At 44.5% G+C, this 23,328-nt stretch carries 12 protein-coding genes; 2 read left to right on the top strand and 10 right to left on the bottom strand.

From position 1 onward, the window contains the following. Window positions 1-44: 44 nt before the first annotated feature. The gene (locus tag ACM0OX_RS18480; RefSeq protein WP_414516526.1) at window positions 45-494 is read right to left on the bottom strand and encodes an SRPBCC family protein; all 450 of its coding nucleotides are present in this window, start codon (window positions 492-494) and stop codon (window positions 45-47) included. A gap of 276 nt (window positions 495-770) precedes the next feature. On the opposite strand from ACM0OX_RS18480, the gene ACM0OX_RS18475 reads away from it, so the two are divergent. Then, window positions 771-2,447 carry a mechanosensitive ion channel gene (locus tag ACM0OX_RS18475; RefSeq protein ID WP_414516525.1) on the top strand — a complete coding sequence of 559 codons (1,677 nt, stop codon included), beginning with the start codon at window positions 771-773 and terminating at the stop codon, window positions 2,445-2,447. Window positions 2,448-3,098: 651 nt separating this feature from the next. Continuing rightward, on the top strand, window positions 3,099-4,130 hold the full coding sequence (locus ACM0OX_RS18470) for an HNH endonuclease (protein WP_414516524.1): 1,032 nt from the start codon (window positions 3,099-3,101) through the stop codon (window positions 4,128-4,130). Window positions 4,131-4,390: 260 nt separating this feature from the next. On the opposite strand, the gene ACM0OX_RS18465 is transcribed toward ACM0OX_RS18470, so the two are convergent. From ACM0OX_RS18465 to ACM0OX_RS18425, 9 genes are all read right to left on the bottom strand, one after another. Continuing rightward, window positions 4,391-5,692, bottom strand: a complete 1,302-nt coding sequence (locus tag ACM0OX_RS18465; RefSeq protein WP_414516523.1) for a response regulator — start codon at window positions 5,690-5,692, stop codon at window positions 4,391-4,393. Continuing rightward, on the bottom strand, window positions 5,689-8,544 hold the full coding sequence (locus ACM0OX_RS18460; protein WP_414516522.1) for a CHASE2 domain-containing protein: 2,856 nt from the start codon (window positions 8,542-8,544) through the stop codon (window positions 5,689-5,691). The genes ACM0OX_RS18465 and ACM0OX_RS18460 overlap by 4 nt, the downstream gene beginning before the upstream one ends. Before the next feature lie 372 nt (window positions 8,545-8,916). Beyond that, window positions 8,917-9,903, bottom strand: a complete 987-nt coding sequence (locus ACM0OX_RS18455; protein ID WP_414516521.1) for a DUF928 domain-containing protein — start codon at window positions 9,901-9,903, stop codon at window positions 8,917-8,919. A gap of 194 nt (window positions 9,904-10,097) precedes the next feature. Beyond that, entirely contained in the window at window positions 10,098-12,656 is a 2,559-nt protein-coding gene (locus tag ACM0OX_RS18450) for a CHAT domain-containing protein (protein WP_414516520.1), read from the bottom strand. Window positions 12,657-12,743: 87 nt separating this feature from the next. Continuing rightward, a complete protein-coding gene (locus ACM0OX_RS18445) occupies window positions 12,744-15,197 on the bottom strand; it encodes a filamentous hemagglutinin N-terminal domain-containing protein (RefSeq protein ID WP_414516519.1) in 2,454 nt (817 codons plus the stop codon). A gap of 62 nt (window positions 15,198-15,259) precedes the next feature. Continuing rightward, window positions 15,260-17,818: a filamentous hemagglutinin N-terminal domain-containing protein gene (locus tag ACM0OX_RS18440; RefSeq protein ID WP_414516518.1), complete on the bottom strand. Its 2,559-nt coding sequence runs from the start codon at window positions 17,816-17,818 to the stop codon at window positions 15,260-15,262. Window positions 17,819-17,959: 141 nt separating this feature from the next. Then, entirely contained in the window at window positions 17,960-20,443 is a 2,484-nt protein-coding gene (locus ACM0OX_RS18435) for a filamentous hemagglutinin N-terminal domain-containing protein (RefSeq protein ID WP_414516517.1), read from the bottom strand. Between the two features lie 122 nt (window positions 20,444-20,565). Then, window positions 20,566-22,347, bottom strand: a complete 1,782-nt coding sequence (locus tag ACM0OX_RS18430) for a ShlB/FhaC/HecB family hemolysin secretion/activation protein (protein WP_414516516.1) — start codon at window positions 22,345-22,347, stop codon at window positions 20,566-20,568. 540 nt (window positions 22,348-22,887) lie between these two features. Further along, entirely contained in the window at window positions 22,888-23,055 is a 168-nt protein-coding gene (locus tag ACM0OX_RS18425; protein ID WP_094348841.1) for a CopG family transcriptional regulator, read from the bottom strand. Window positions 23,056-23,328 lie beyond the last annotated feature (273 nt).

The following is a 23,328-nucleotide window of genomic DNA, read 5'->3' as shown; positions in this document are numbered from 1 at the left end:
AATTACGAATTACGAATTACGAATTACGAATTACGAATTACGAATTACGAATTATTTTCTTCTTCTGCGACTCGTTTGAGGCGGCGCAGTTGGGCTTGCATATCTTCTTTCGTCCACGACGCTGCAAAAGTGTTGAAGCCCCAACTTACTAAGGGGTTAGGAATATCGTACTCAAAGCGGTTGAGTAAAAGCGTTCCCTTTTCCCTGGGTTGACATTCCCAGCGATCGCGTCCTTGAAAAAATCCTTGAAATTCCCAAACTACTAAACCCGGTTGTCGTTCTACAACTACGCTATTCAAGGTGGGTTTCAGTAGAGGAATTTGAATAATAAAACGACTTTTACTGCCGACATCGGTACTCCAAGCTTCGCCCACAGGTTCGCAACGAAGAACGGGGTTGAGCCAACGGTGCATGAGAGCTAAATCGCTAATACAGCGCTCCACCACCGTAGCTGTAGCATTAATTTGAATCGATTGTTCCAAAACTTGGGACATTCCACATCTTTGGTGCTGTTGCTGCAATTAGAGTAACGCAAAATTTTGGGGAATGGAAGATGAGGGAGCAGGGGAGCAGGGGAGCAGGGGAGAGCGGTAAGTCTTTTTCCCTTCTGCCTCTCGGTCACTGAGCGTAGCCGAAGTGCTGCCCCTTATGCCCAATCCCCGTATATTAAATCAAATATGAGTAAATATGTATGTTTTTACTGGTAAATTGATAGGCAAAACACTGACTCAGTGTTTGGGGCGAATACTTAAGCATAATTCCCGAAAACCATGAACACAACTTGGCAAGAAATAACCCAGGTGATGTCTACGACGGGCTACGCCTACGGAGTTGGTTTATCCACGAGGGTGCAGCAATTTTTGGCACAATCATCGCCCAGCCTGCAACCAATACAACCAGCAGTGAATCAAGGAATCGCTGATGTGCAAGGTATTGTACAACAGTTGATTCTGTTTACGCCTCGTCTTTTAGGGGCGGTAGCAATTTTACTAGTAGGTTGGCTGATTGCAGCGATCGCAGCGGCACTGACGCAAGGAATCCTCAAGCGCACGAACATAGATAACCGCATTGCCGCAGGGATAACGGGTCGTCAAGATGTTCCCCAAGTCGAGAAATTCATCTCCAGCTTGGTCTTTTGGAGCATTCTCCTGTTGACTGCGGTAGCTGTTTTACAGACATTGGATCTGGAAATAGCCTCTCGACCCCTCAATAGTTTTCTCGATCAACTGATTGGCTTTTTGCCAAAGTTAGTTGGCGCGGGAATCCTTTTGGCAGCCGCCTGGTTTTTGGCGACAATTGTGAAGATTATCACTGTGCGCTCATTACAGGCATTTAACCTGGATGAGCGTTTGAATCCAGAACCAGAAAACAGCGCACCCAGCCTCAATCAGATGTCTCTGAGTGAGACGATTGGCAATGCTCTGTATTGGTTTATATTTTTACTGTTTCTCGCCCCAGTTTTAGATACTCTCGGACTCAGGCAGGCTTTACAACCAGTACAAGCTCTAATTACAGAAGTTCTGCTAATTCTGCCGAACATTTTAGCGGCGATCTTGATTGCTGTAGTTGGCTGGTTCATCGCTAATGTAGTACGGCGGATTGTGACGAACTTGCTGGCGACAACTGGTCTTGACCATTTAGGTAGTCGCTTGGGATTATCTTCAGCTGCGGGGGTGCAACCTCTATCGAGTATTATCGGGACAATTGTCTATGTTTTGATTTTGATTCCTGTAGCGATCGCAGCGCTCAATGCCTTGCGAATTGATGCGATCTCAATACCTGCGATCGCTATGCTGCAACAGGTTCTCAACGCCCTACCTGCCATCTTTACAGCCGCAGCAATTTTGATTGTTGCCTATTTCGTCGGGCGGTTTATCGGGGACTTGGTTACAAGTATCCTCACCAATTTAGGGTTTAATAACATTTTCACTATTTTGGGTCTGACAACACCCAGCAGACGAATCGTCATTTCCACAGAATCAGCAACCCCACCGATTCCAACCCGCACTCCATCGGAAATTGTAGGCATTGTTGCCTTAGTGGGCATCATGCTGTTTGCCACGGTGGCAGCGGTGAATATCTTGAATATTCCAGCCCTGACAGCATTAGTGTCTGGAATTGTGATTATATTCGGGCGGATTTTGGCGGGATTGGTAATCTTTGCCGTTGGCTTATTCCTGGCAAATCTGGCTTTTAACATCATTACCAGTTCCGGCGAACGTCAAGCCCAGATTTTGGGACAAGTGGCGCGGATTGCAATTATTGCCTTAGTCTCTGCAATGGCACTGCAACAGATTGGAGTTGCCAGTGATATTGTGAATTTAGCCTTTGGACTTTTACTAGGTGCGATCGCAGTTGCTATTGCCCTAGCCTTTGGTCTTGGAGGGCGCGATATTGCACGAGAGCAAGTTCAAGAATGGCTAAACTCTTTCAAAGGTAGAAACTAAAAATTGATGAAGGCGCAATTTTATCTGTAATAGGATTTACGCAGAGGTAACGGAAAATCGAACCACAGAGACACAGAGTACACGGAGGAATAAGAGTTTGAGAGGTATTTTGCGTAAGTCCTGTGTAAATCTGGAAAAGTGCAGCCGTAAGCATCAATAGTGCAGAAAATCTATCGGCAATTTTGCTTAAGAGGTTGAAAGTTATACCAATTTGAAAAAAGGATGCGACAAATAGACCATTTGTAGAGACGCGATGAATCGCGTCTTTACCCAAGGATGTGTTGCAATCATTAATTGAATTGGTATTAGAGCTTAGAAACTCGGAGTTTGAGTAGAGAACTCGTAATCTCAAGTTCTGAAGCTCAAGTTCCGAGTTTTGAAGCTCAATAATAATAATCAGTGATCGCTTTCAAAAACAAGAGACATAGCAGATTTCAAATTGGTAAGCTACAAAAATAATGGAAAGCAGAGAGCGATCGGACTGAAGGAGTCAAACTGCTAAGATAGCTAAATTTTTAAAAGTAACATACACAAACAATATAAAGTAATTACTATCTCTTTAAAAATTTTGGAAGTAAATTCGTTATGAATGCTGAGGTGCTTCTTAGTTTTAGAAAGAGAAACTGGAGCAAACACTCCACGGCATAAAAAATGGATTTTATCAACGAAGCACAAAAGTTGGCAGATACGGTTAGAGATAAAGCTCAAGAAGCAGCCAACAATGTAGTAAACGGGATGAATGAGGTAGTTGATGGAATAAAGAACGCTACTAGCGAGATGACTACTTCAAGTGTCCATGCAGTTAATGATTTACAAAGTTTGTCAACCATCGCAACACAATCAGGTTTTCAAACTGTTCAAAATGTTAGTCAAACATTTCAACAAACTGCTGTTGGAGTTGCCGCATCTAGCATGGTTATGGCTGATGCTTTGCAAAATTTACCAAAGACAGCTGCCGAATTAGCCCAAGAGATGCCCAAGATTGCAAATAGGCTGAGATATCGTGCTGGCGTTCGGGTGGGAGACTTACCTCGCTCTGATGCAGATGTCATGAAGCTTTTTGAGAAAATTCCTGGCACATCAAAGCTTGGAGGTAAAGAATATACAATTCGTCAATTTCTTAGAGATAAGCATGGTAGCCACATCAATCCACGTTCCCAAGGTGGCTCAAATGCAGCTGATAATATTCTTTGGGAAGTAGGTGTTGACAATCTCCGCCGAGGAGCCAAAGTAATGACTGTTGGCGAACAGTTTTATATTCGGGTTTATAATGCGGTAGATTCTATTGTCAGCAATTCTGGGACGATCGCGAAACTTGGGATTACTGCAACGGGAACAGCTATTCTCACTCAGGTTGTAGTCACGGCGATTTCTTACTCTTTGGATCTTTATCGGGGCGACATTACTGTTGAAGAGTATAAAAATCTAATTTTTGAAGCAGCAAAGGCAGCAGGTATTGCCACACCAATTGTTTTTTTGATCTTGGTGGCTGTGTTAGCTTTATTCCCAGAATTTACAGTTATTTTGTCAGCACCAGTCGTTGTTGCAGGCTTCAATGCTTTATTTGGTATTAGTATTGCTACACCCATCATTCAATCGCTAGTTCGTCATATCGAAGCTGGAGGTTTTGGCATAGAAACTGCTGATGCTTACAAAACTGCGTTTGATGGTTCTGCGCTCTGAAATAAGGTATTCCACATAATTAGGGTGGGTATCTCACCCGCCCGTAGCCAAATGCGGGTTTTTCAGTCCATCTGACAAGATTGGATAATTTATTGTTGTAAACTTCCAAATAATCCAATACGCTTGGGTTAAGCTACTGGCAAAAATTTTGGTTTTTTTAGACGCGATAAATCGCCGTCTCTACAAGTGTTTTGGGCCTATATGGACTGTATTGGTTATGTTGAGTTGCGGAATTCATGGGAAAAATCATGTATATTCTGTTACATTGGCAGAGTAATAATAAATTTTGTCCCCTCACCAGGTATTGACAAGCATTTGACTTGTCCGTTGTGTTTGTCAACAATAATTTGGTAGCTAATCGCTAATCCCAGCCCGGTTCCCTTGCCCACAGCCTTGGTTGTGAAAGATTGCTCAAAAATTCGAGATTGTACCTCAGTAAGCATACCGGGGCCATTATCTTGGATACAAATTGTGACAGTTTGTTGTTGAGGATCAAGCGATGTGGTAATGGTGATTATGCTTGGGCAAGCAGCAATATCTCGATCGCAATTGTTTTGATGGAGTTCATCAAATGCATCAATGGCATTAGCGATGATATTCATGAACACTTGGTTCAGTTGTCCGGGATAGCAACTGATTGGGGGTAACTCACCGTATTGTGTGACAACCTGGATTTTAGTGCGATCGCCATTACCTTTGAGTCGATGTTTCAACAGCATTAAGGTGCTATCAATTCCTTCATGAATCTGAAACTCCACCTGAGATGAAATATCTGCGCGAGTAAAAGTTCTCAAAGAGAGACTGATATCTTTGAGACGGGTAATTCCTTGGTGCATTGATGCCATTAGTTTTGGCAAATCCTCCGTCAGATACTCCAAGTCAATTTCTTCAACAAGCTCTTGAATTTCCGAGTCTGACTGCGGTAGCTTCTGTTGTTGCAGGCTCACCAGGCGAAGCAGATTATTTACATGTTCCTCAATATAAGATAAATTTCCGCCAACAAAACCAACCGGATTATTAATCTCATGACCAATACCTGCAACCATCTGCCCTAATGTGGACATTTTCTCACTCTGGATCATTTGTAGTTGGGTTTGCTGTAACTGTTGTAGAGATTGAGTTAATTCCGCGGTGCGTTCTTGCACGCGTTCTTCTAATGTGCGGGTGAGATGGGAAATTTTGAGGTGTAACTTTAAACGGGCAATGACTTCTTCGTGTTGGAAGGGTTTGGTTATGTAGTCAACTGCACCTATTTCCAATCCCGCCACCTTGTCTGTAGAATCGGAAAGGGCAGTCATGAAAATTACTGGAATATTGTGAGTGATCGGATTGGTTTTCAGTCTGCGACAAGTTTCAAATCCATCAATACCTGCCATCATTACATCCAAAAGAATCAGATCGGGATGAGCATATTCTGTTTGTTCGATCGCTGACTCTCCATCTGTTGCCATGAGGGCTTTCCAGCCACACCTGTGAATCGCTTCCGATAGCACCTTGAGATTATTTGGATTGTCATCCACTAATAGAATATGTATGGGTTTCGAGATAGGAACAGCGATCATGGATGTAACTCCGTTGTGACAAATGATTTGAGTAACTTACGGATTTTTCCGGTTTGGAAATTGGCAGTGAGTTTGCTTAACTCTGCTGCGAAGGGAGCTAGTTGACTATTTTCCTCAATTAGTTCTCTTAACATTCCCTCAATCGCCGAGATATCTCCCATCATTGCCAAATGATAGAGTTGTTGCAAAACATCTTGGGATGGTAGAACCCATTCACTACTAGTTATCTGCTCACCTTTGGGAGGCGAAGATTCGGCATACATCCATTCCACTCCTAAGAGCGATCGCAATCTATTGAGTAGTTCCTCAATCTGGAGAGGTTTGGGTAGAAATGCTGCTGCCCCTGCCTCTAAACTCCGCTGGCGATTTGACTCAAAAACGCTGGCACTAGAGACGATAATCGGAATAGAACAGGTTTGGGGATTCGCTTGCAGGTGAACCATTAGCTCAAAACCATCCATATTCGGCATGGCTAAATCGAGCAGAATCACGTCTGGATTGTGTTCAATTGCCAACTGTAACCCATGTTTGCCATCGGTCGCTTCTAAGGTTTGACAGCCAATTTCTTGCAGCAGACTGGTTAACATAGAACAGTGGTTGCGATCGTCATCAACAATCAGAATTTTAGGCGCACTACCCTGAATTCCGGTAATTTTTTGGGGAGTTGGGATGTAATCCGCCACAGACATCGCTCCTCCAAGCCAGTCATGATCGAGTGGCACTGATACTGTCAAATCCAGCCAAAATAGACTTCCTTCACCCAGGTGACTCTGCACCTGAATTTGGCTATCCATCAATCCTGCAATTCTTTGGCTAATGGCCAATCCCAAACCAGTACCTTCAGATCGCTGCCCTGCTTCACCCACTTGCTCAAAGGGCAAAAAGATTTTCTCCAGTTGGTCTGGTGACATCCCAATACCCGTATCTTCAATTTGAAAACGAATCTTTTGATGTGTCATTTGTCCATTGTCATTTGTGCAGCCCTGGGTTGGACGGGTTTCCCGGCTTGTAGCAAGTGGCGTCATTTGTTTAGACTCTTGACTAATGACTTCCACTTTGAAGGTTACGCTACCGCTATCTGTAAATTTGATCGCGTTGCCTAGCAAGTTAATTAACACTTGCCGCAGCCGTTTTTCATCGACTTCAATGGCCAGTGGTAGGCGATCGCTAATTAAGATATTAAATTTAATCCCTTTCTGTTCAGCCCGGATACCACAAATCTCAGTCACACCATGTAAGAAACTGGGCAAATGCACGCTAGTGACAACCAAATCCAATTTCCTTGCTTCTATCTTCGAGAGATCGAGAATGTCATTGATCAGCATCAAAAGATGCGAGCCGCATTGGTAAATAATGCTGACTCCTTCTAGGTTTTTAGCTGTCATGTTTGGCGATCCTTCTAGTACTTGGGCAAAACCAAGGATGCCATTGAGAGGTGTACGTAGTTCGTGGCTCATGTTGGCGAGAAACTCACTCTTGGCCTGATTGGCAGCATCGGCAGCTTGCTTTGCCTCCACTAATTCATGAGTGCGTTCTTCGACTTTTGTCTCTAGGGTTTTGGAATAATCCAATAGTTGACTGTTGGCAATTTCTAGTTGGCGATTTGTTTCTTCTAATTTCCGTTGTTTATAGGCATTAGTTGTTGCAATCACACTACCGATGAACGCGGCTAAAGTGGGTGTTACCGGAATTAAAACACCAGACAAAAACATCCCATAGCCACCCCATATACAGGCTCCACTGATGCCTACAGTTGCCCAAAGAATTTTGCCGCCGGGAATCCGCAGCTTGCAACTAGATAACAACCAACTGCCTGTAGAACCAATGACAGACGACAAAACAATCCAAACTGATAAATAAATGCCAGAAACACCGTGCAGACTGGCTTTTCCTGTTTTTGCTCCTCGTACTAGTTGATGAGCAATATTGGCATGAACAACCACACCTGGAGTCGGTTTTTGAGCAGAGATCCAAGAAGAAAAGGGTGTACTGAAGAAATCATTGGTACTGGAGGCAATTGACCCAATAAATACCATGCGATCGCGCATCAAATCTGCCGGAATTTTCCCTGCTAACACATCGCGCATCGCAACTGTCCGAAATGCGGCTTCTGAACCATGCCAATTGAGCAGAATTTGATAGCCTCCTAAATCGGCATCGGTATAACCTGCTTCTTGATTTTGCAGTGGTAAGTAAATTTCCTTACCCAACTGAAACTTTTGCTGTTGGGGGTCAATGCTTTCTAAGCTAATTTTTTCAGCTTCGAGGTACTTTAAGGCTACAAGGGTTGCCAGTCCGGCTTTAATCGTGTTTTTCTCTTTGGCATCTTCAGCTGTCAGGAGGGCACGACGTACAAAGCGATCGCCATCTAACACTAAATCTGCTAATCCTACCCGATCCTGTTTTTTCAATTCCGGTGGGGGATTGACGCGTTCGCCAGTAATTTTCTCAACTCCGATTAAATTGGGAGTGTTGCGAAAGACTTGAACAAGTTGCTCGTGTCCGTTTCCTTCCGGTAAATCTCGATAGAGATCCAAGCCAATGGCTCTCGGCTGCTGCGCCCGGATTTTTTCTAGTAATCGTGCCAGCGCCCAGTCTGGAACTGGCCATTTACGCACCGATTGGATATCGCGCTCATCAATTGTAACAATCACAATCTCATCTGCGTAGGCGTAGCCCGCCATAGGCATCACCTGTGAAGATCGCTGACGAACCCATTCGTCGCGAATTTTCCATTCCGGTAAATTGAAAAGTCCCAACGATTGCCCAACTATAACCGTCAAGGCAACGCTGGGAGTAATAATCAAAACGCTGCGAGTACGTTGGATAAAAGCCTGGAATCTGCGCCACATATATGTGTCATGCAATGGGGATTGGGGAAGGTGGGGTTCCCTCTGGGGATAAGAGGTAATGGCACTAAGAAAAGCCCAAAGGCTTGTGTCGTCTTGTTCCCAGCCTGGAGGCTGGGAATGTATTTAAAAGAGGCTCTGCCTCTTGTCAAGCTCCTGGAGGCGGAGCCTCCCAGAATGGGTTCCCAGCCTAGAGGCTGGGAACTAGTCAGAGCAAGGGCTGTATCTTTTCTTAGTGCCATTCGGATAAGAGGTAATAGGGACTGTGTGGAAGTAAGAAGAGGGAAACAAAGGGGACAAGGAGGAATTATTCAACAAGTTTCTTCTTTGTCTACCTTGTCTCTTCCCTTCCCATACCCAATGCCCAAATTGGGATTAGTTAGTAGATGCTAATAAGTTCGCTGTTACAATCTCCTTTAAACTCACTGAGGATAGAAGTTCTTCCCATTGTTTGCGGAGAGTTGCATTGTTAGGTTGAGCGGTGTATACCGATGCAAGTGTTGCCACACAGTCATACCAAACACCGTTTTTACCCAAAATAGTAGCCCGCTTCAAAGCATCTTGCTCTTGGATTGCTGTTGCCAACTCCGCGCTGGGCTGGATACGCTGAATCCAACCATCGACATAGGGCGTACTCGGACTAAGTTGACCATCTACTTTTAGTGCTAGGAACCATTGATAGTTTTTACCAACGGCTAAAGCGGGTGCATTGGCTGGTAATTCGATCGCGATTACCCCAGTTTTTCCTGCAACTGAAATGTTCATCTGATGTTGCATATTGCCAGCTTCATCTTTGAGGCTGAACACTGCTTCTTCGGCATTGGAAGCTGGGAGATACACCAAGATTGTGGGACGTTCAGATACTGTTGTGCCATAGAAATTTTGGGGCAAGAGGGCGATTAGCGCTGCTGGTTGCGTTGTACTTGTAGTCGATGGATTCAAGTAGTAAGTACCAACGCGAGAAGCACCCGCACTTGCTTGTTGGGGAGCGCCTTTGCCAGGGGCAGGTGTAAAGAGCTTGCCGCGAGAAGCTCCTCCAGTTGCCTGTCTGGGCGTACCCTTGCCAGGGGCAGGTGTAAAGAGGTTGCCACGAGAAGCTCCTCCAGTTGCCTGTCTGGGCGCACCTTTGCCGACAGCAGGGGCAAACATAATACCGCGAGAAGCTCCTCCAGTTGCTTGTCTGGGTGCACCTTTGCCGACAGCAGGGGTAAATATACTACCGCGAGAAGCTCCTCCAGTTGATTGTCTAGGAGAGCTACTGTTGGGGGGTGGGGTAAATGTAACAGCATGGGCAATAGTCCATGTACTGCTAGCGATCAGAGCGATGACGCTCAATGTACTAGCTAAATATCGACGTTTCATGATGTTTTTCCTTATGTCATTGCAATGTGATACAAACAAAATACGTTTCTTTTGACTATGGTCAGAAGCTCAGAGAATAAGTCTAAGTAACAGTAAAATCAGGGAACTTCTACTAGCAGTATAGGCGAACTCGATATCAAACGCTGTAAAAAATAGCCTAAATTCTTTGCGATAAAGTCCGTTTTGTTACTTAGCTAAATCCAGTTGCCGATCAAAACAAAGCCAGACCAAAAGAACGGTTCGTGGAAATCAGTTTGGCGAATTAGGCTAATTTGTGCTTGTCTTAGTGCTTCGGCTTTAGTGATTTTGGGTTGTCGGAGTTGGTCATAGAAGCGAGTCATGAGCATCGCGGCTGCCCGATCTTTGACGGGCCATAGGGTGGCGATAGTTGAGCGTGCGCCAGATTTGACAGCCAAGCCCGCCAGTCCCAAAACGGCGCGATCGTCGCCTGCGGCAGTATCGCAGGCACTTAGTACCAGCAACTCGATGGCTTTTGATGGATCGCTACCCCGATTTTTCAGGAGTTCAGATAATTCTTTAACATTGACTTGTCCATCCCAAGTGAGCAAGAAGGTGTCTTCGAGGCGGGAACTAAACTGTCCGTGAGTTGCTAGGTGGACAATACCTGCACTACTAGATTTCACACGTTCAGCAAGGGCTTGACTGGTGAATTCCTGATTCAGTAACACCCTAGAAGATACCGCCTTGGAGATTTGTTTCACTTCTGATTCCACAGCAGGCAAAGCACTAAAGCCAGCGCGAGATTCGCTAATGCCACCGACAACTGCACTTATGTGGTTTTGCGATCGCGTCGCCATTAGTTGCAATCCTGGTGAGAGCGCTACAGCATACTTCTCGATCAGATATTGCTTACCGTCAAAAAGAGCTGCTATGGGAATGTTCCGCAATCGACCATCTAAAACAAACACCAATGTCTTAGTATCAATAAATGCTTGCTCTGCTTCCTCTGGACGAATCAACCAACCATAAATTTGTTGAGATAATCGATCTCGGTTTTTAGAATCTGAGACAGGGTTAAGAGCAACCAAAAAATTGTCTAGAGTCTGCTCAATTTCAGCTTGCGATTTATGAGTGACATAGGAACGGAGTGGTTGCCCTGCTTTGGAGAGAATTACTGTTAAACGATCTGGCAAGATAATCGGATAAATGACGGTTGCAGTGGGATCGACCCGATCGATCTGTTGAGTTTTATCTAAACAGGCTTCCCGAAAAAAGTTATCGAGTTCCGCAATTTGGAGGGACTCAATCAATTCACGAGCTTGGATTAGTTCTGCTTGACTAGGTTGATTCTCTAGAAGTAAATCAACCAGTTCTCGGTAGACAGGCTCCACACTAGTGCGAAAAGAGAACTGGACATCAGGGTTGATAGCCACCAAATCTCCCCGCAGTGCCTTTAAAGCGTTGACTGCTTCTGTATAAGCGGTAATCGCTTTTGAGCGATCGCCTTGTTGTTTATACAACTGTCCCACCTGCCAAGCAGATTGAGCAATGATATCGTTAGCTTGGAGTTGGCGGGCAATGTTGAGGGATTTCTGAGTTAACTCCTGTGCTTCAGATAACTGCTGTGTACGTTGATAGAGTTGTCCCCACTGATTTAGTGCATGAGCTTCGGCTTGAGTATCCTGAATTTGCTGTGCAGATTTGACTGTGACTGCCATCAGTTGCGCCAAATCTTTCAGCGGTAGAATTTGCTCAGAATTTGACTGGTGGTTGAGAGTGGCAACAAAATTGATCGCTGCGTAGAGTGAGGTGTGACTGGGGGGCAGTTCTCGGAGTTGTTGGAGTAGTTGAGGTGCGAGTGGGTTAACAAACTCTAGTTTGTCGTAATTGAGGAAAAGTTTGAACTGAGCTAAACGCGCTTGCAACTGATCGCTTGGGTTAGTTGTTAAGAGTTGAGCCTGTTCAAAGTAATTTAATGCTGATTCTGGATCTTCCAAGTCAACGGCAGTTTGACCGAGGCTTATCAGGATAGAACTCAAATGGGGTTTCGCTGCAATTTTCTGTGCGATCGCTAAACCTTGTTCTAAAATCTGTTGACTTTTACCAGAGTCGCCAATTATTTGCAAGGCTAAACCAAGCGATCGCAGTCCACTGACTTTGACTTCCGAATCTGGCATTGCTCCCAGTTTTTGAGTCAGCACCTCTAACTGCTGTTTTGAACGACGATAAAATCCTAAACTTTGTAAAGCTTGTGCCTGGTTGATTTGACTACCCAGGCTTCCCATTGTGTCGCCTGCTTGCTCATAAAATTTTTGAGCTTGTTGCCAACTTTCCAGAGCGGTTTCGGCTTTGCCAGTATGCAATTGCAAATTTGCTTGGGTATTGAGTGCTTGTGCCCAGAGAATTGCATCAGCAGAGGGAATAGAGGTTTGTAACAGTTTCAGACTTTGCTCAATAGACTGTTGGGCTGCTTGCCATTGATTAAGCTCCTGTTGTGTCAGTGACAGGTAACTTAAACTTAGAGCTTCGCCCTGGCGATCGCCTTGAAGATGATACTGTTGTGCTGCCGTTTGCCAAATCGTCACTGCTTCTGCAAAGCGTCCTGAATGGTAGAGGTTTCGTCCCTGTTCTAGCCAATTGGTCGGTTGAGAAGTCGATGCTGACACATTCAGGGTAGAAGTTGTTGGTACTGGCAAAGACGCTCTAGTAGGTGTAATGGTTATTGCCAAACATAAGCTCAAAATACTCAGACTGATATATAGCCAACGAAGTTGTTTAATTTGGAAACCCATAAGTAATTATCACTATAGTATTTTAGCAGCTTGTATACTATATCACTTTAAAATTTAATCAACTTGGTTATAAGATTCCTGAGCAAATTAACTCTTGGGAACTGCATCACAAGTTAACTGGGGCTGTATATTTGCGGTAGATTGGGTCGCAATTAATTCGACTTTGCCGTTAGCATTGCGCTGCCAAGAAGTGGCTTCAACGAGGAATTTTGGGGATATAGGTATAGGTATCTGCGTAGTTACCTTATCTGTTCTTCGGTAAGCAGACAAATCTCGCAAATCGTCCCAAGTGCGTAGGCTAGCTACTTGCTGAGTTGGATTTTGCGGTACACCACCCCGTCCTATTGCCACAAAGTGACTGCCTTCACTGCCCGCACAGCCTGTAGCAATTTGCTGGGATGCATCGGTGACATTTACTGGTAGTTCGACTAAACCCGAATTTGGATCGATACCGATAGTATTAACTTGAACAGTGCCACTCACCCCAAATTGGGAACTGGCGGTGATGTCACTTTCTGGAGTGAGGCGATCGCGGTACTTCAGCCCAAAAATGCCTTGAGTGGTAATTTTGATGTTACCGCCATTACCATTAAAAGCATTAGCAATAATGTCACTATTTTCTAATCCAACAATGATGGGTGCATTAATGTTTATATTACCTCCATTACCATTACCGCCTGCTGTTGCTGCGATCGCGCTATTGTCACGCAGCACCAACAACTTCCCAACTTGTAAGGCGATATTACCTCCATTACCTGATTCTGTTTTTGCCTGGATGCTTCCTTGACGTTCTAATCGGATGGTATTGGCTGCGATCTTGAGACTGCCACCATTGCCGCTACCTTGACTGGTGACACTGACTGTCCCGCCATCTTTGAGCGTTAGGTTCGGCGTTGTGATGCTGATCGTACCGGCATCGGCTGTCAGTATATTAGGCAAACGAAGTAGCTTCTGGAATGTTGGGTTTATCTGCATGGTAGACGAGTCGATGGCGCTATTTCTGAACTTAGTGCCACCAATAATTTGGATGGATTCTGTAGCATTTACGCTAATATCTCCTCCCTGACCGGCAAAAAACGAGGCTGTGGTAATTGTTCCCCCATTTAGCAGTTGTAACCTGGCAGTATCTAGTGTTATGGTTTTGGCATTTCCTCTACTGAAGGCATTTGAGCTAATTGCAGTGGGGCTAGGTCGGGAGCTACTTCCCCTGATGATGGTATCAATGTTGTGAATGATAACTTCACCACTGTCACCAACACCCAGCGACGCTGAAAACAATGCTCCACCATCAGATATTAGTAAACTATCGCCATTGACGAAGATATTACCTGCGCTCCCGGAACCGAATGTACCAGTGTTAATAACGCTGGCATTTGAATTGGTCGGCGAGAAGCCAGATATCTCTAGCGCTGAGGCTTCGATCTGAATATTGCCACTGGCAGATACTCCATAGGTTATGCTACTTAATGCCGCTCCCTGCTGGAGGCTGAATCGGGGAGTAATGACGCTGATGTTACCACCAGTTCCAATCCCCAAGGTTTCACTCCGAACTCCGCTGGTTGTACCAGTCAGATCGATTCCTGCCGATGCCTGAAGATGCAGGTTGCCACCAGGTAGATTACCGAGATTTTGTGCTAGCGCCAGCGAACTATCGGTAAATTGGATCTCTTTACCCTGAATTTCAACCGAACCTGCATTCATCCCACTCACATCCAGCAGCGATCGCCCAGTGAGTTGAACGTCACTAAAGCTTTGCCCATTAGCATACCCAAGCGTATAACCCTGAGCATCTGGTATCAAGTTAACTAGCCCGATGCCACTCACACTGCCCAATTCAATTTGCCCTTGTTCGGCAGTCAGGGTTGCCCCATTCAGATTTAGATTACCACCGACCAACGCCAGAGTTTTTCCAGGCTGTACCCGCAGTTCTGTCGGACTAGGAGTGCGAGTGATGGAAGCTAGATTATTGGTCAAGCCTAAGGTTAAGGCATGTCCTGTGCCTTGAACGTTGATCGGTGCGGGATTGCTACCCATTTGCAATCCAAGGGGAACATTGATACTCAACAACGGGGCAGATTGAGAATTAATCGCACTAAACTCAATACCATCGGCAAATTTAATACTGTTGGCAGTTGTACCAATAAACGATCCGCCAATATTCAATTGAGCATTTGCGCCGAAAATAATCCCCGCAGGATTCATTAAAAACAAACTTACCGCGTTATTACTATTAAGCGTGCTAATTAACCCATCAATATTGGAAACATTTCCACCTGTAACCCGACTAAATATGGTAGTAATATTTGGTGTGTTAGTTAGATCGAAAGTCGCTGAACCACCAGTAGGTACTGAGAAATTACTGAAACTATGAAATAAATTATTACCTTTTTCAGTCCCGTTAAGAATATTAAAATTATTTCCACTTTGGTTGACAATTGTGTTTGTAGTGCCATCTGATGTCACCTGAGCTATTGTCGGTAATAATATTCCTGGAGTTAATAACCCACTTGTTAATATTAATAAAAAGGGTAAAACTCTCATACCCAAAGATTTCCTATGGTTGATTTCAAGTTAGTATTCCCGAAATTGTATGATTAATAACATCATGAATTTGGAGAAACCGCAGCACAGGTTAGTGATGGTTGCACACCAGAAGAAGATTGATCGGCAATTAACTCAATTTTGCCTTGAGCATTGCGATGCCAGGAAGTAGCTTGGACAAGAACCTCTGGAGATGGGGCAATTTGTAACTGTAAAGCTTGTGTTTTGCGGTATGCAGAGAGAGTTTGTGGTGATGTTGGGATTTGTGCCGTGACGGAGCTATTTTTCCGGTATGCGGAGAGATCGCGGACATCATCCCAGGTGCGTAGGCGTAGCCCATCGTAGACATCACTCGTCAGCTGATTAGGATTTTGCGGCACACCACCTCGTCCCGTTGCCACAAAGCGGCTGCCTTCACTGCTTGCGCAGCCTGTAGCAATTTGCTGGGATGGATCGGTGACATTTGCAGGCAGTTCGACTAAACCAGAATTTGGATCGATACCGATAGTATTAACTTGAACCGTGCCACTTACCCCAAATTGGGAACTGGCGGTGATGTCACTATCAGAAGTGAGTTGGTTGCGGAATTTCAGCCCAAAGATGCCTTGAGTGGTGATTTGGATATTACCACCTCTGCCTCGCACTGCATTGGCAATAATGTCGCTGTTTTTTAAGCCGACGATGATGGGTGCGTTGATGTTTATATTACCTCCATTCCCTGAACCGCCAGCTGTTGAGGTTATCTGGCTATTGTCTTGCAGAAGCAACAGGTTTGTGGCGGACAATTTAATATTGCCACCATTACCGGATTCTGTTTGTGCTTGAATAAAGCCTTGATTCTTTAATTGGATGGCATCTGCACTGATATTAATATTGCCACCATTTCCACTACCTTGACTGGTAACACTGACTGTCCCGCCATTCGTCAGCGTTAAGTTCGGTGTGGTAATGCTCACAGTGCCGGCATTTGCTGTTAATATATCTGGCAAACCAAATCGTTTCCGCAATAAAGGATTGGGTCGGATGGTGGAGGCGTTAATGCTACTATTAGTTGCCCGACCTTGACCACTGATGACGATCGCTTCAGTAGCATTGATGTTCAAATCTCCCCCATTACCTGCAAAAAACGAGGTAGTGGCAACTGCTCCCCCATCCAAAATTTGCAATTTCGCAGTATCGAGGGTCAAGGTTTTGGCACTTCCAGTTGCAAATGTAGTTGAGCTAATGTTGCTGTAAAGTCCAGAGGGACTTTCTCCCATCACTGTGGTATTGGTGTTGCGAATCGTCACTTTACCGCTAGAACCACTGCCAAAGGTAGCCGAAGATAGTGAGGCACCGCTTGATACTAGTAGACTATTACTATTGACGAAAACATCACCAGCATTCCCAGTGCCTAGTGTAGTAGTGTTGACTGTGGTGACATCAGCAGGATTATTGGGTGAAAAGCCAGACAGTTCAATGGCGGTTGCATCAATGTAAATATTGCCACTGGGAGCTGTTCCAAGAGTTGTGCTATTCAACCCCGCTCCCGACTTGATAGTGAGGTTGGGAGTAATAACGCTGATATTCCCACTAGCTCCCATACCCAAAGCATCACTACGCACTCCGCTCCGAATTGTGCCATCAGCTGTTTTGGCAATCAGATTAATGGACTCTGTAGCCTGAAGGCGAATGTCACCACCGGGGAGATTGCCAAAATTTTGCGCCAGTACCAGAGAGCCATCGGTGAATTGAATTTGTCTACCCTGAATTTGAACGGAACCTGCATTCACGCCGCTGATATCTAATAGCGATCGCTGTGCCAATTGAATATCGCCAAAGCTTTGTACATTACCATATCCCAGTGTATAGCCCTGTGCGGTTGGTATCAGATTTACCAATGCTGTACCGCTTACACTACCCAATTCAACTCGCCCTCTTTCAGCGATCAGGTTTGCCCCATTTAGATGTATGTCGCCACCCACTAAAGCTAGGGTGTTTCCCGGCTGTACCCGCAGTTTTGTAGAACTGGGAATCTGAATCGGGGGAACCAGAGCCAGTCCACTGACATTCCTCAAAGTATGTCCTGTACCTTGAATGTTGATGGGTGCGGGATTGTTACCCAGTTGCAACCCAATGGGAACATTGATACTCAACAACGGTGCAGATTCAGAATTAATTACACTAAACTCAGCGCCATCGGCAAATTTAATACTGTTGGCAGTGGTACCAATAAACGAACCCCCAATGTTTAGTTGGGCATTAGCTCCAAAGATGATCCCACTAGGGTTGATCAAGAAGAGACTAACGGGGTTGTTGCCCTTAATCGTCTGAATCAAGCCATCAATGTTAGAAATATTACCGCCAGTAACACGGCTGAAGATGGTAGAAATGTTAGGCGTGTTCGTTAAATCAAAAGTAGCCGAACCGCCAGTGGGAACCGAAAACTGCTGGAAACTGTGAAATAAGTTACTGTTGGCGGCACTACCATTAGTAATGGTGAAGTTATTACCGCTTTGGGAGACAGTAGTATTGAGGGTGCCATCAGGAGTTAGCTGGGCACTCACAGAGGCACACCAAAGGAGCATCCCACCTGTCAGCATTATATCGATCAAACCCCAGCAAACAGAAGGTGCTTTCATCGCTCACTTTCCATCAATACTTAATATATATAGGGTTCCCTAAACGGTATTGTGTTTGAACAGCATCAACGGTTTTAGTTGTCATCTTGGTGTAGCTTTTTGAAAACGAAACTTGCCGCAGGCATTGCAATTGCTGGAACTTCAGTTCGTTGCACCACAGGTTAAATATGGTTGTAAATGGGTTGGTTGAGCCGCAATTAACTCAATTTTGCCTTGGGTGTTGCGATGCCAGGAAGTAGCTTGGACAAGAACTTCTGAAGATTCAGGCATTTGTGCTGTGACTTCTCCAGTTTTGCGGTATTCAGAGATATCGCGGACATCAGACCAAGTGCTTAGGTGTAGCCCGTCGTAGACATCGCTCGTCACATCTTGATTGGGATTTTGCGGCACACCACCTCGTCCGGTTGCCACAAATCGACTGCCTTGGTTTGCAGAACAACCACTGGCTATTTGCTGAGATGAATCGGTGACATTTGTTGGTAGTTCAACTAACCCAGAATTGGGATCTACTCCGATAGTATTAACTTGAACAGTACCGCTAACCCCAAACTGTGAACTAGCAGTGATGTCATTTTCTGGAGTCAGTTGAGGACGATATTTCAGCCCAATAATTCCCTGGGTAGTGATTTGAATATTGCCACCTTTTCCTTGGACTGCATTAGCAATAATGTCACTGTTTTCTAAACCCACGATGTTCGGAGCATTAAGGGTGATATTGCCACCATTACCACTGCTACCTGCTTCTGCACTGATAAAGCTGCCATGACGCATCAGTAGTAAATCCCGCAGTTGTAAATTAGTGTTACCGCCACCGCCTGCTTTTGTGGATGCTGAAATGCTGGCCCCATTGTTGAGTCGTAGGGTATTCGCCTGAATGTTTAAAGTACCAGCTTTACCGGAGCCAAGGTTTTGGACAAAAACTGTTGCACCATTACTGATGTTAAGAAGTGGGGTGTTAATCGTGGTGTTACCTGAAGTAGCGCTGGAAAATCTAAAAACAGGACGAACAGCTGTACCAATATAGCTGGGATTTGCTGCATCTTTGACACCATTCACATCAATCGATTCAGAGGCATTGATAGTCAGTGAACCCGCATTTCCTAAAACTATGCTAGAAGCTGACACTCTGCCGCCAGCTTGAACCGACAGCTTGCGGGTATCGATTTTCAAATCTCCTGCATTACCAAACCCAAATGTGGCAGTAGACAACAGACTAAAATACAAACCCTTTGGCGCTCCCTCATTTGTCACTTGAATTGTATCTGCCTTGACGATGAGATCGCCGCCATTGCCTGAAGCGTAGGGTCTTGCTGCTATATTGCCGCCAGCTAAAATAGACAGGTTTTGAGTAGAGATGTTAACATTTCCACCTTTTCCAGCCCCATAGGAAGCAGCTAATATCTGGCTGACTGCTCGAAAAGGAGAAGGATCGCCAAATGCAAAACCATTCACCCGCATTTCATCAGTATTTATTGCAATATTGCCACCCGGTGCTGTGCTAAAGGTACGGTTTAAGATATACCCACCCCTGTCAATATTTAACTGTGGGGTGGTAACGATAATATTCCCTGCCGCACCTAGGGATATAGTTTCATTAATTAAACTGCTGGAACTTTGAAAATCAGGAGACTTGCCGATAATCTGGAGGGACTCTGTGGCATTGATTGCAATATCACCAGCAGTTTGATTGCTGCGATTTTGCACTACCATCAGTGAACCATCTCGGATGCTGACCTGTTTACCCTGAATTTGGATGGCTCCTCCCCTTTGCCCACTGAGGTCGCGTGTAGATGCTAAAGCTCGTTGGGTGATCTGAATATCGCCAAAACTCGAAGTATTAGGATAACTGAACGCAAATCCTTCAGGGATGGAATTGAGGGTGACGCTTCCGTTAGTGATGCTACCCAGTTCTATTTGTCCTCCTGGTGCGGAGAGCAATCCTCCATCTAAGGCAATATTCCCACCCAGCAATGCCAGCATCTTTCCAGGTTGCAACTGTAATCCTCTCGTACCGAGGTTTAATCCAGAAACCTGAAGTGAGTCGCCTAATTGGGCATTGTGTCCTGACCCTTGGACGGTAATGGCTCCTGGATTACTACCAAATTGCAAGCCAACTGGTACATTGATCGTTAACAAAGGGGCTGGTGTCGTGTTGGTAGCATTAAACTCCACCCCGTCAGAGAACTTAATGCTGGTTGCAGTCGTACCAACAAACGATCCACCAATATTCAGTTGAGCATTGGGCCCAAACAAAATACCCGCAGGATTGAGCAGGAATAAATTGGCGCTACCGTTGGCACGAATTAACCCATCGATATTAGACGCACTACCACCTGTAACACGGGCAAAGATGTTTTGGATATCGGTGGCATTATCGAAGAAGGCAGAACCATTTGTAGGCAAAGAGAACTGGCTGAAGCTATGGAACAGGTTTTTCCCAATCTGATTGCCATTGATGATGTTGAAGTTATTACCACTTTGGGAGACTGTGGTGTTGAGGGTGCTATCAGGTGTCACCTGTGCGTTGGTTGAATTGCTCCAGAGGAGCATAGCAGCCAGAGGCATAAACATCCCACTTCTCAATATACTATTCACCAAACCCAGCCAAATAAAGGTTGTTTTCATTTAGTTTGCCAACATTTCAAATTGCCTAAAACCATGACTAGCAAAACTCTAAGAGCTTTTTGAATAAAACTCCTGAGCGATCCGTATTTCTATATTCATAGTCATAGGGATTATTGATTGCCTCAAAACGCTGAATAACTCACTGAGAAGTAGAGTCCATTTTCCTGGAGCGATCGCTTTTCACCGTCCACCGAGATTAGGGGAATGCCCCAATCTAGGCGGGCCAAGAAGTCATCACCCTGTTTCCATAACAGCCCCAACCCACTACTAACAAGCGTACTCGGTGATGGATTTTCGCCTTTGGTATTCCAGCCTTTACCTACATCAATAAAGGGTGTCAGTTGCAACACTCCGCCAATTTTGGCAGCGCGGACAATTGGGACTCGAAATTCCGCCGAAAATAACATACCATTATCTGTGAGTAATGCATCTTGGCGATAGCCCCGTACACTTAGCTGTCCACCAAGACCAAATTGCTCTAAAGGTACTAAGGAATCTGCTGCCAATTGGAAATCGCCCCTAGCTAAAAATAGAGTATCCGGTGCTAATTGTCGCACCCACTGTGCCTGTCCCCGCCACGCGAAAAAGCGGCTATCTGGTTCATTCTCACTGACATTAGCATCGAACCAATCTACACCAAAACTCAATTGCGATCGCGCCGCAAATACATACTGGTTGCTTCGCTGGGTATATTCTTGAAAAAAGCGCAGGGCAGAAATATTGGTTTTTCCGTTCGCATCTGCACCTGGGGAGAGCCGAAACGGCCCAATGTTATCAAGACCTAACTCAGTTTGGCTTGACTGGCGGGAGAACGATAGCCCCACTGCCAACTCTTGGGTTGGTTTTTGCACCAGTGGTTGCCGATAGCTCAATTCGTAAGAGCGGGTATTTGACTGGATATCAAGGACACTGAATGGTTCCTCAATCACGTGGTTCCATCCTTGGCTAAAACCGAAGGATACAGTGCCATTGCGGGCATTAATCGGCAGCGTGTAATTGACATTGATGGTATTACTGCCATCAGTATTGGCGTATCCGACGCTGAGGGTGTCGCCAAAACCCAATAAATTAGCTTCTTGCAGATCCACTCCCCGGCGGAAACTACCCACACTGGGCGATCGCCCATTATCCAGGCTTGCTGTCAGTTTAAAAGTTTCTGCTTCTTTAACCTCCACTTGCAATACATTGGTTCCCGGTTGCACGCCTGTCTGCAACTCGGCTGACAGGTTTTGAATCCGCGGATTGAGGCGGAGTAGTTGCAGCTTTTCTATTAAACGTGGTATATTTAGGGGTTTACCTGCACCAAGTTTGATGCGATCGCGAATGTATTGAGTGTGTAATCGTCTATTACCGACAATCTTAATTTCTTCCAAACTACCCTCAATCACCTGAATTTTGATTGTCCCAGCTTCTATTGTCTGCGGTGTAATCAATGCGCCTGTGGTGACATAGCCGTTATCAGTGTAGAGTTTGGTGATGGCATCTTTAACTTGCAACAACTCTGCAAATGTCAGTTCTCGTCCCACAAAGGGATTTGTGACAGCGGCAAATTGTTCTGCTTTGAAAACTGTACTACCAACAACTTCAATGCGATCGACCCGAAATTTGGTATTAGGGTCATTCTGCTCCCAAATCGGCTGATTCGGTAGTTTTAGGGATGGAAGCAATTGATTCTCGTCTGGTGGCTTGGGTAGCACATCCGAAGGTAACGGAGTGTCAGGAATATCATCTAACCGACCTGGGGGTAATGTCTGAGGTTCGGGAGTTTGGGCGATTGCATCCTGATAGTTACACAATATTGTGGCGATCGCAAAGCTGAGTGTTATAAATCCAGCAAAAATCCTCAGTTCGCCCACGGACTTGCTTACCTTTGGCTGATTTATAACCAAGGTTTTTCTAACCATTATTTGTAATCAAATAAATTAGAGATTAAATTCTTAATACTTTGTAAAGTATAAGTAAATAAGTGGTAAGTACCATATCTAACTTAAATTTTTACCGAAAAGATCAGTAATATTACTAATTGTCACAAAATAGTTCAGGAGCAAAGCCAAATACAAGAAGGGTATTCTGCGCGAAAAAATGGATAAATTACTGCTTAAAGACAGCCACAAAACTTGAAATTTGGTAGTTTACAAAACACTTGCAGACTTACTATCGCTACGGGTAAGCAAGCTAGTAAGAACATCTTGAAGCTGAATTCTACCTTTTATTCAATTAATTTGATATTTTTAATTATGCAAGTGTATCAAGATGATTGCACCATATCCAAAGCAAAAGTCAGAGCGAAGATTTCCTCGGCTCTGAACTTTGTAATAGAGTATTCTTATTGAAATTCCCTAACTTTATTTATAGGGATTCACTGTTAGCTGATAACTGTTAAGCAGCATATTTCACTGACAAATTAAGATGTACTTATCCTGTTTGATTTTTTGCAGTCTGATTCACGAGGTTTCAGAGGCTTTTTCATCTTTAGGATAAAGAGAACGAATTAACTCCCGAATTACATCAGTTGCTGGTCTGCCAGTCGTTGAGCAGTATTGTTCAAGCTTCTGTGCCTCGCCTGATGTGAGATTGATTGTAAGTCGTTTAACAGCCCATTTTTTATTCATGTACTAGACAAGGTATGTTTTTAAACTACTTCTCTAATATCAATCATCTAAACTGCTCTTACAATGGTATAAGTAATGACATTTAGTTCAAGTAATCATAAAGTTAAATAGGATATTTTTACCAGCAATAGCGAAAATATGAAGTATATTATAGATTATAAAGTTAAGCTACTTTCCGGGCAGTAATTATAAATAGAATGTAAAACCAATATTAAATATATCAATACAAAATAAGTATTCTCACAGAACAGTTGAAGATAATACAGCGCTTAC

The organism is Nostoc sp. PCC 9305 (genome assembly GCF_963920915.1).
Classification (GTDB): Bacteria; Cyanobacteriota; Cyanobacteriia; order Cyanobacteriales; family Nostocaceae; genus Nostoc.
This window is presented reverse-complemented; position numbering and strand designations above follow the sequence as displayed.

Coding starts and splice junctions, on each gene's coding strand:
- ACM0OX_RS18480 (WP_414516526.1), bottom strand. CDS start 494: ATGTCCCAAGTTTTGGAACAATCGATTCAAATTAATGCTACAGCTACG.
- ACM0OX_RS18475 (WP_414516525.1), top strand. CDS start 771: ATGAACACAACTTGGCAAGAAATAACCCAGGTGATGTCTACGACGGGC.
- ACM0OX_RS18470 (WP_414516524.1), top strand. CDS start 3,099: ATGGATTTTATCAACGAAGCACAAAAGTTGGCAGATACGGTTAGAGAT.
- ACM0OX_RS18465 (WP_414516523.1), bottom strand. CDS start 5,692: ATGATCGCTGTTCCTATCTCGAAACCCATACATATTCTATTAGTGGAT.
- ACM0OX_RS18460 (WP_414516522.1), bottom strand. CDS start 8,544: ATGTGGCGCAGATTCCAGGCTTTTATCCAACGTACTCGCAGCGTTTTG.
- ACM0OX_RS18455 (WP_414516521.1), bottom strand. CDS start 9,903: ATGAAACGTCGATATTTAGCTAGTACATTGAGCGTCATCGCTCTGATC.
- ACM0OX_RS18450 (WP_414516520.1), bottom strand. CDS start 12,656: ATGGGTTTCCAAATTAAACAACTTCGTTGGCTATATATCAGTCTGAGT.
- ACM0OX_RS18445 (WP_414516519.1), bottom strand. CDS start 15,197: ATGAGAGTTTTACCCTTTTTATTAATATTAACAAGTGGGTTATTAACT.
- ACM0OX_RS18440 (WP_414516518.1), bottom strand. CDS start 17,818: ATGAAAGCACCTTCTGTTTGCTGGGGTTTGATCGATATAATGCTGACA.
- ACM0OX_RS18435 (WP_414516517.1), bottom strand. CDS start 20,443: ATGAAAACAACCTTTATTTGGCTGGGTTTGGTGAATAGTATATTGAGA.
- ACM0OX_RS18430 (WP_414516516.1), bottom strand. CDS start 22,347: ATGGTTAGAAAAACCTTGGTTATAAATCAGCCAAAGGTAAGCAAGTCC.
- ACM0OX_RS18425 (WP_094348841.1), bottom strand. CDS start 23,055: ATGAATAAAAAATGGGCTGTTAAACGACTTACAATCAATCTCACATCA.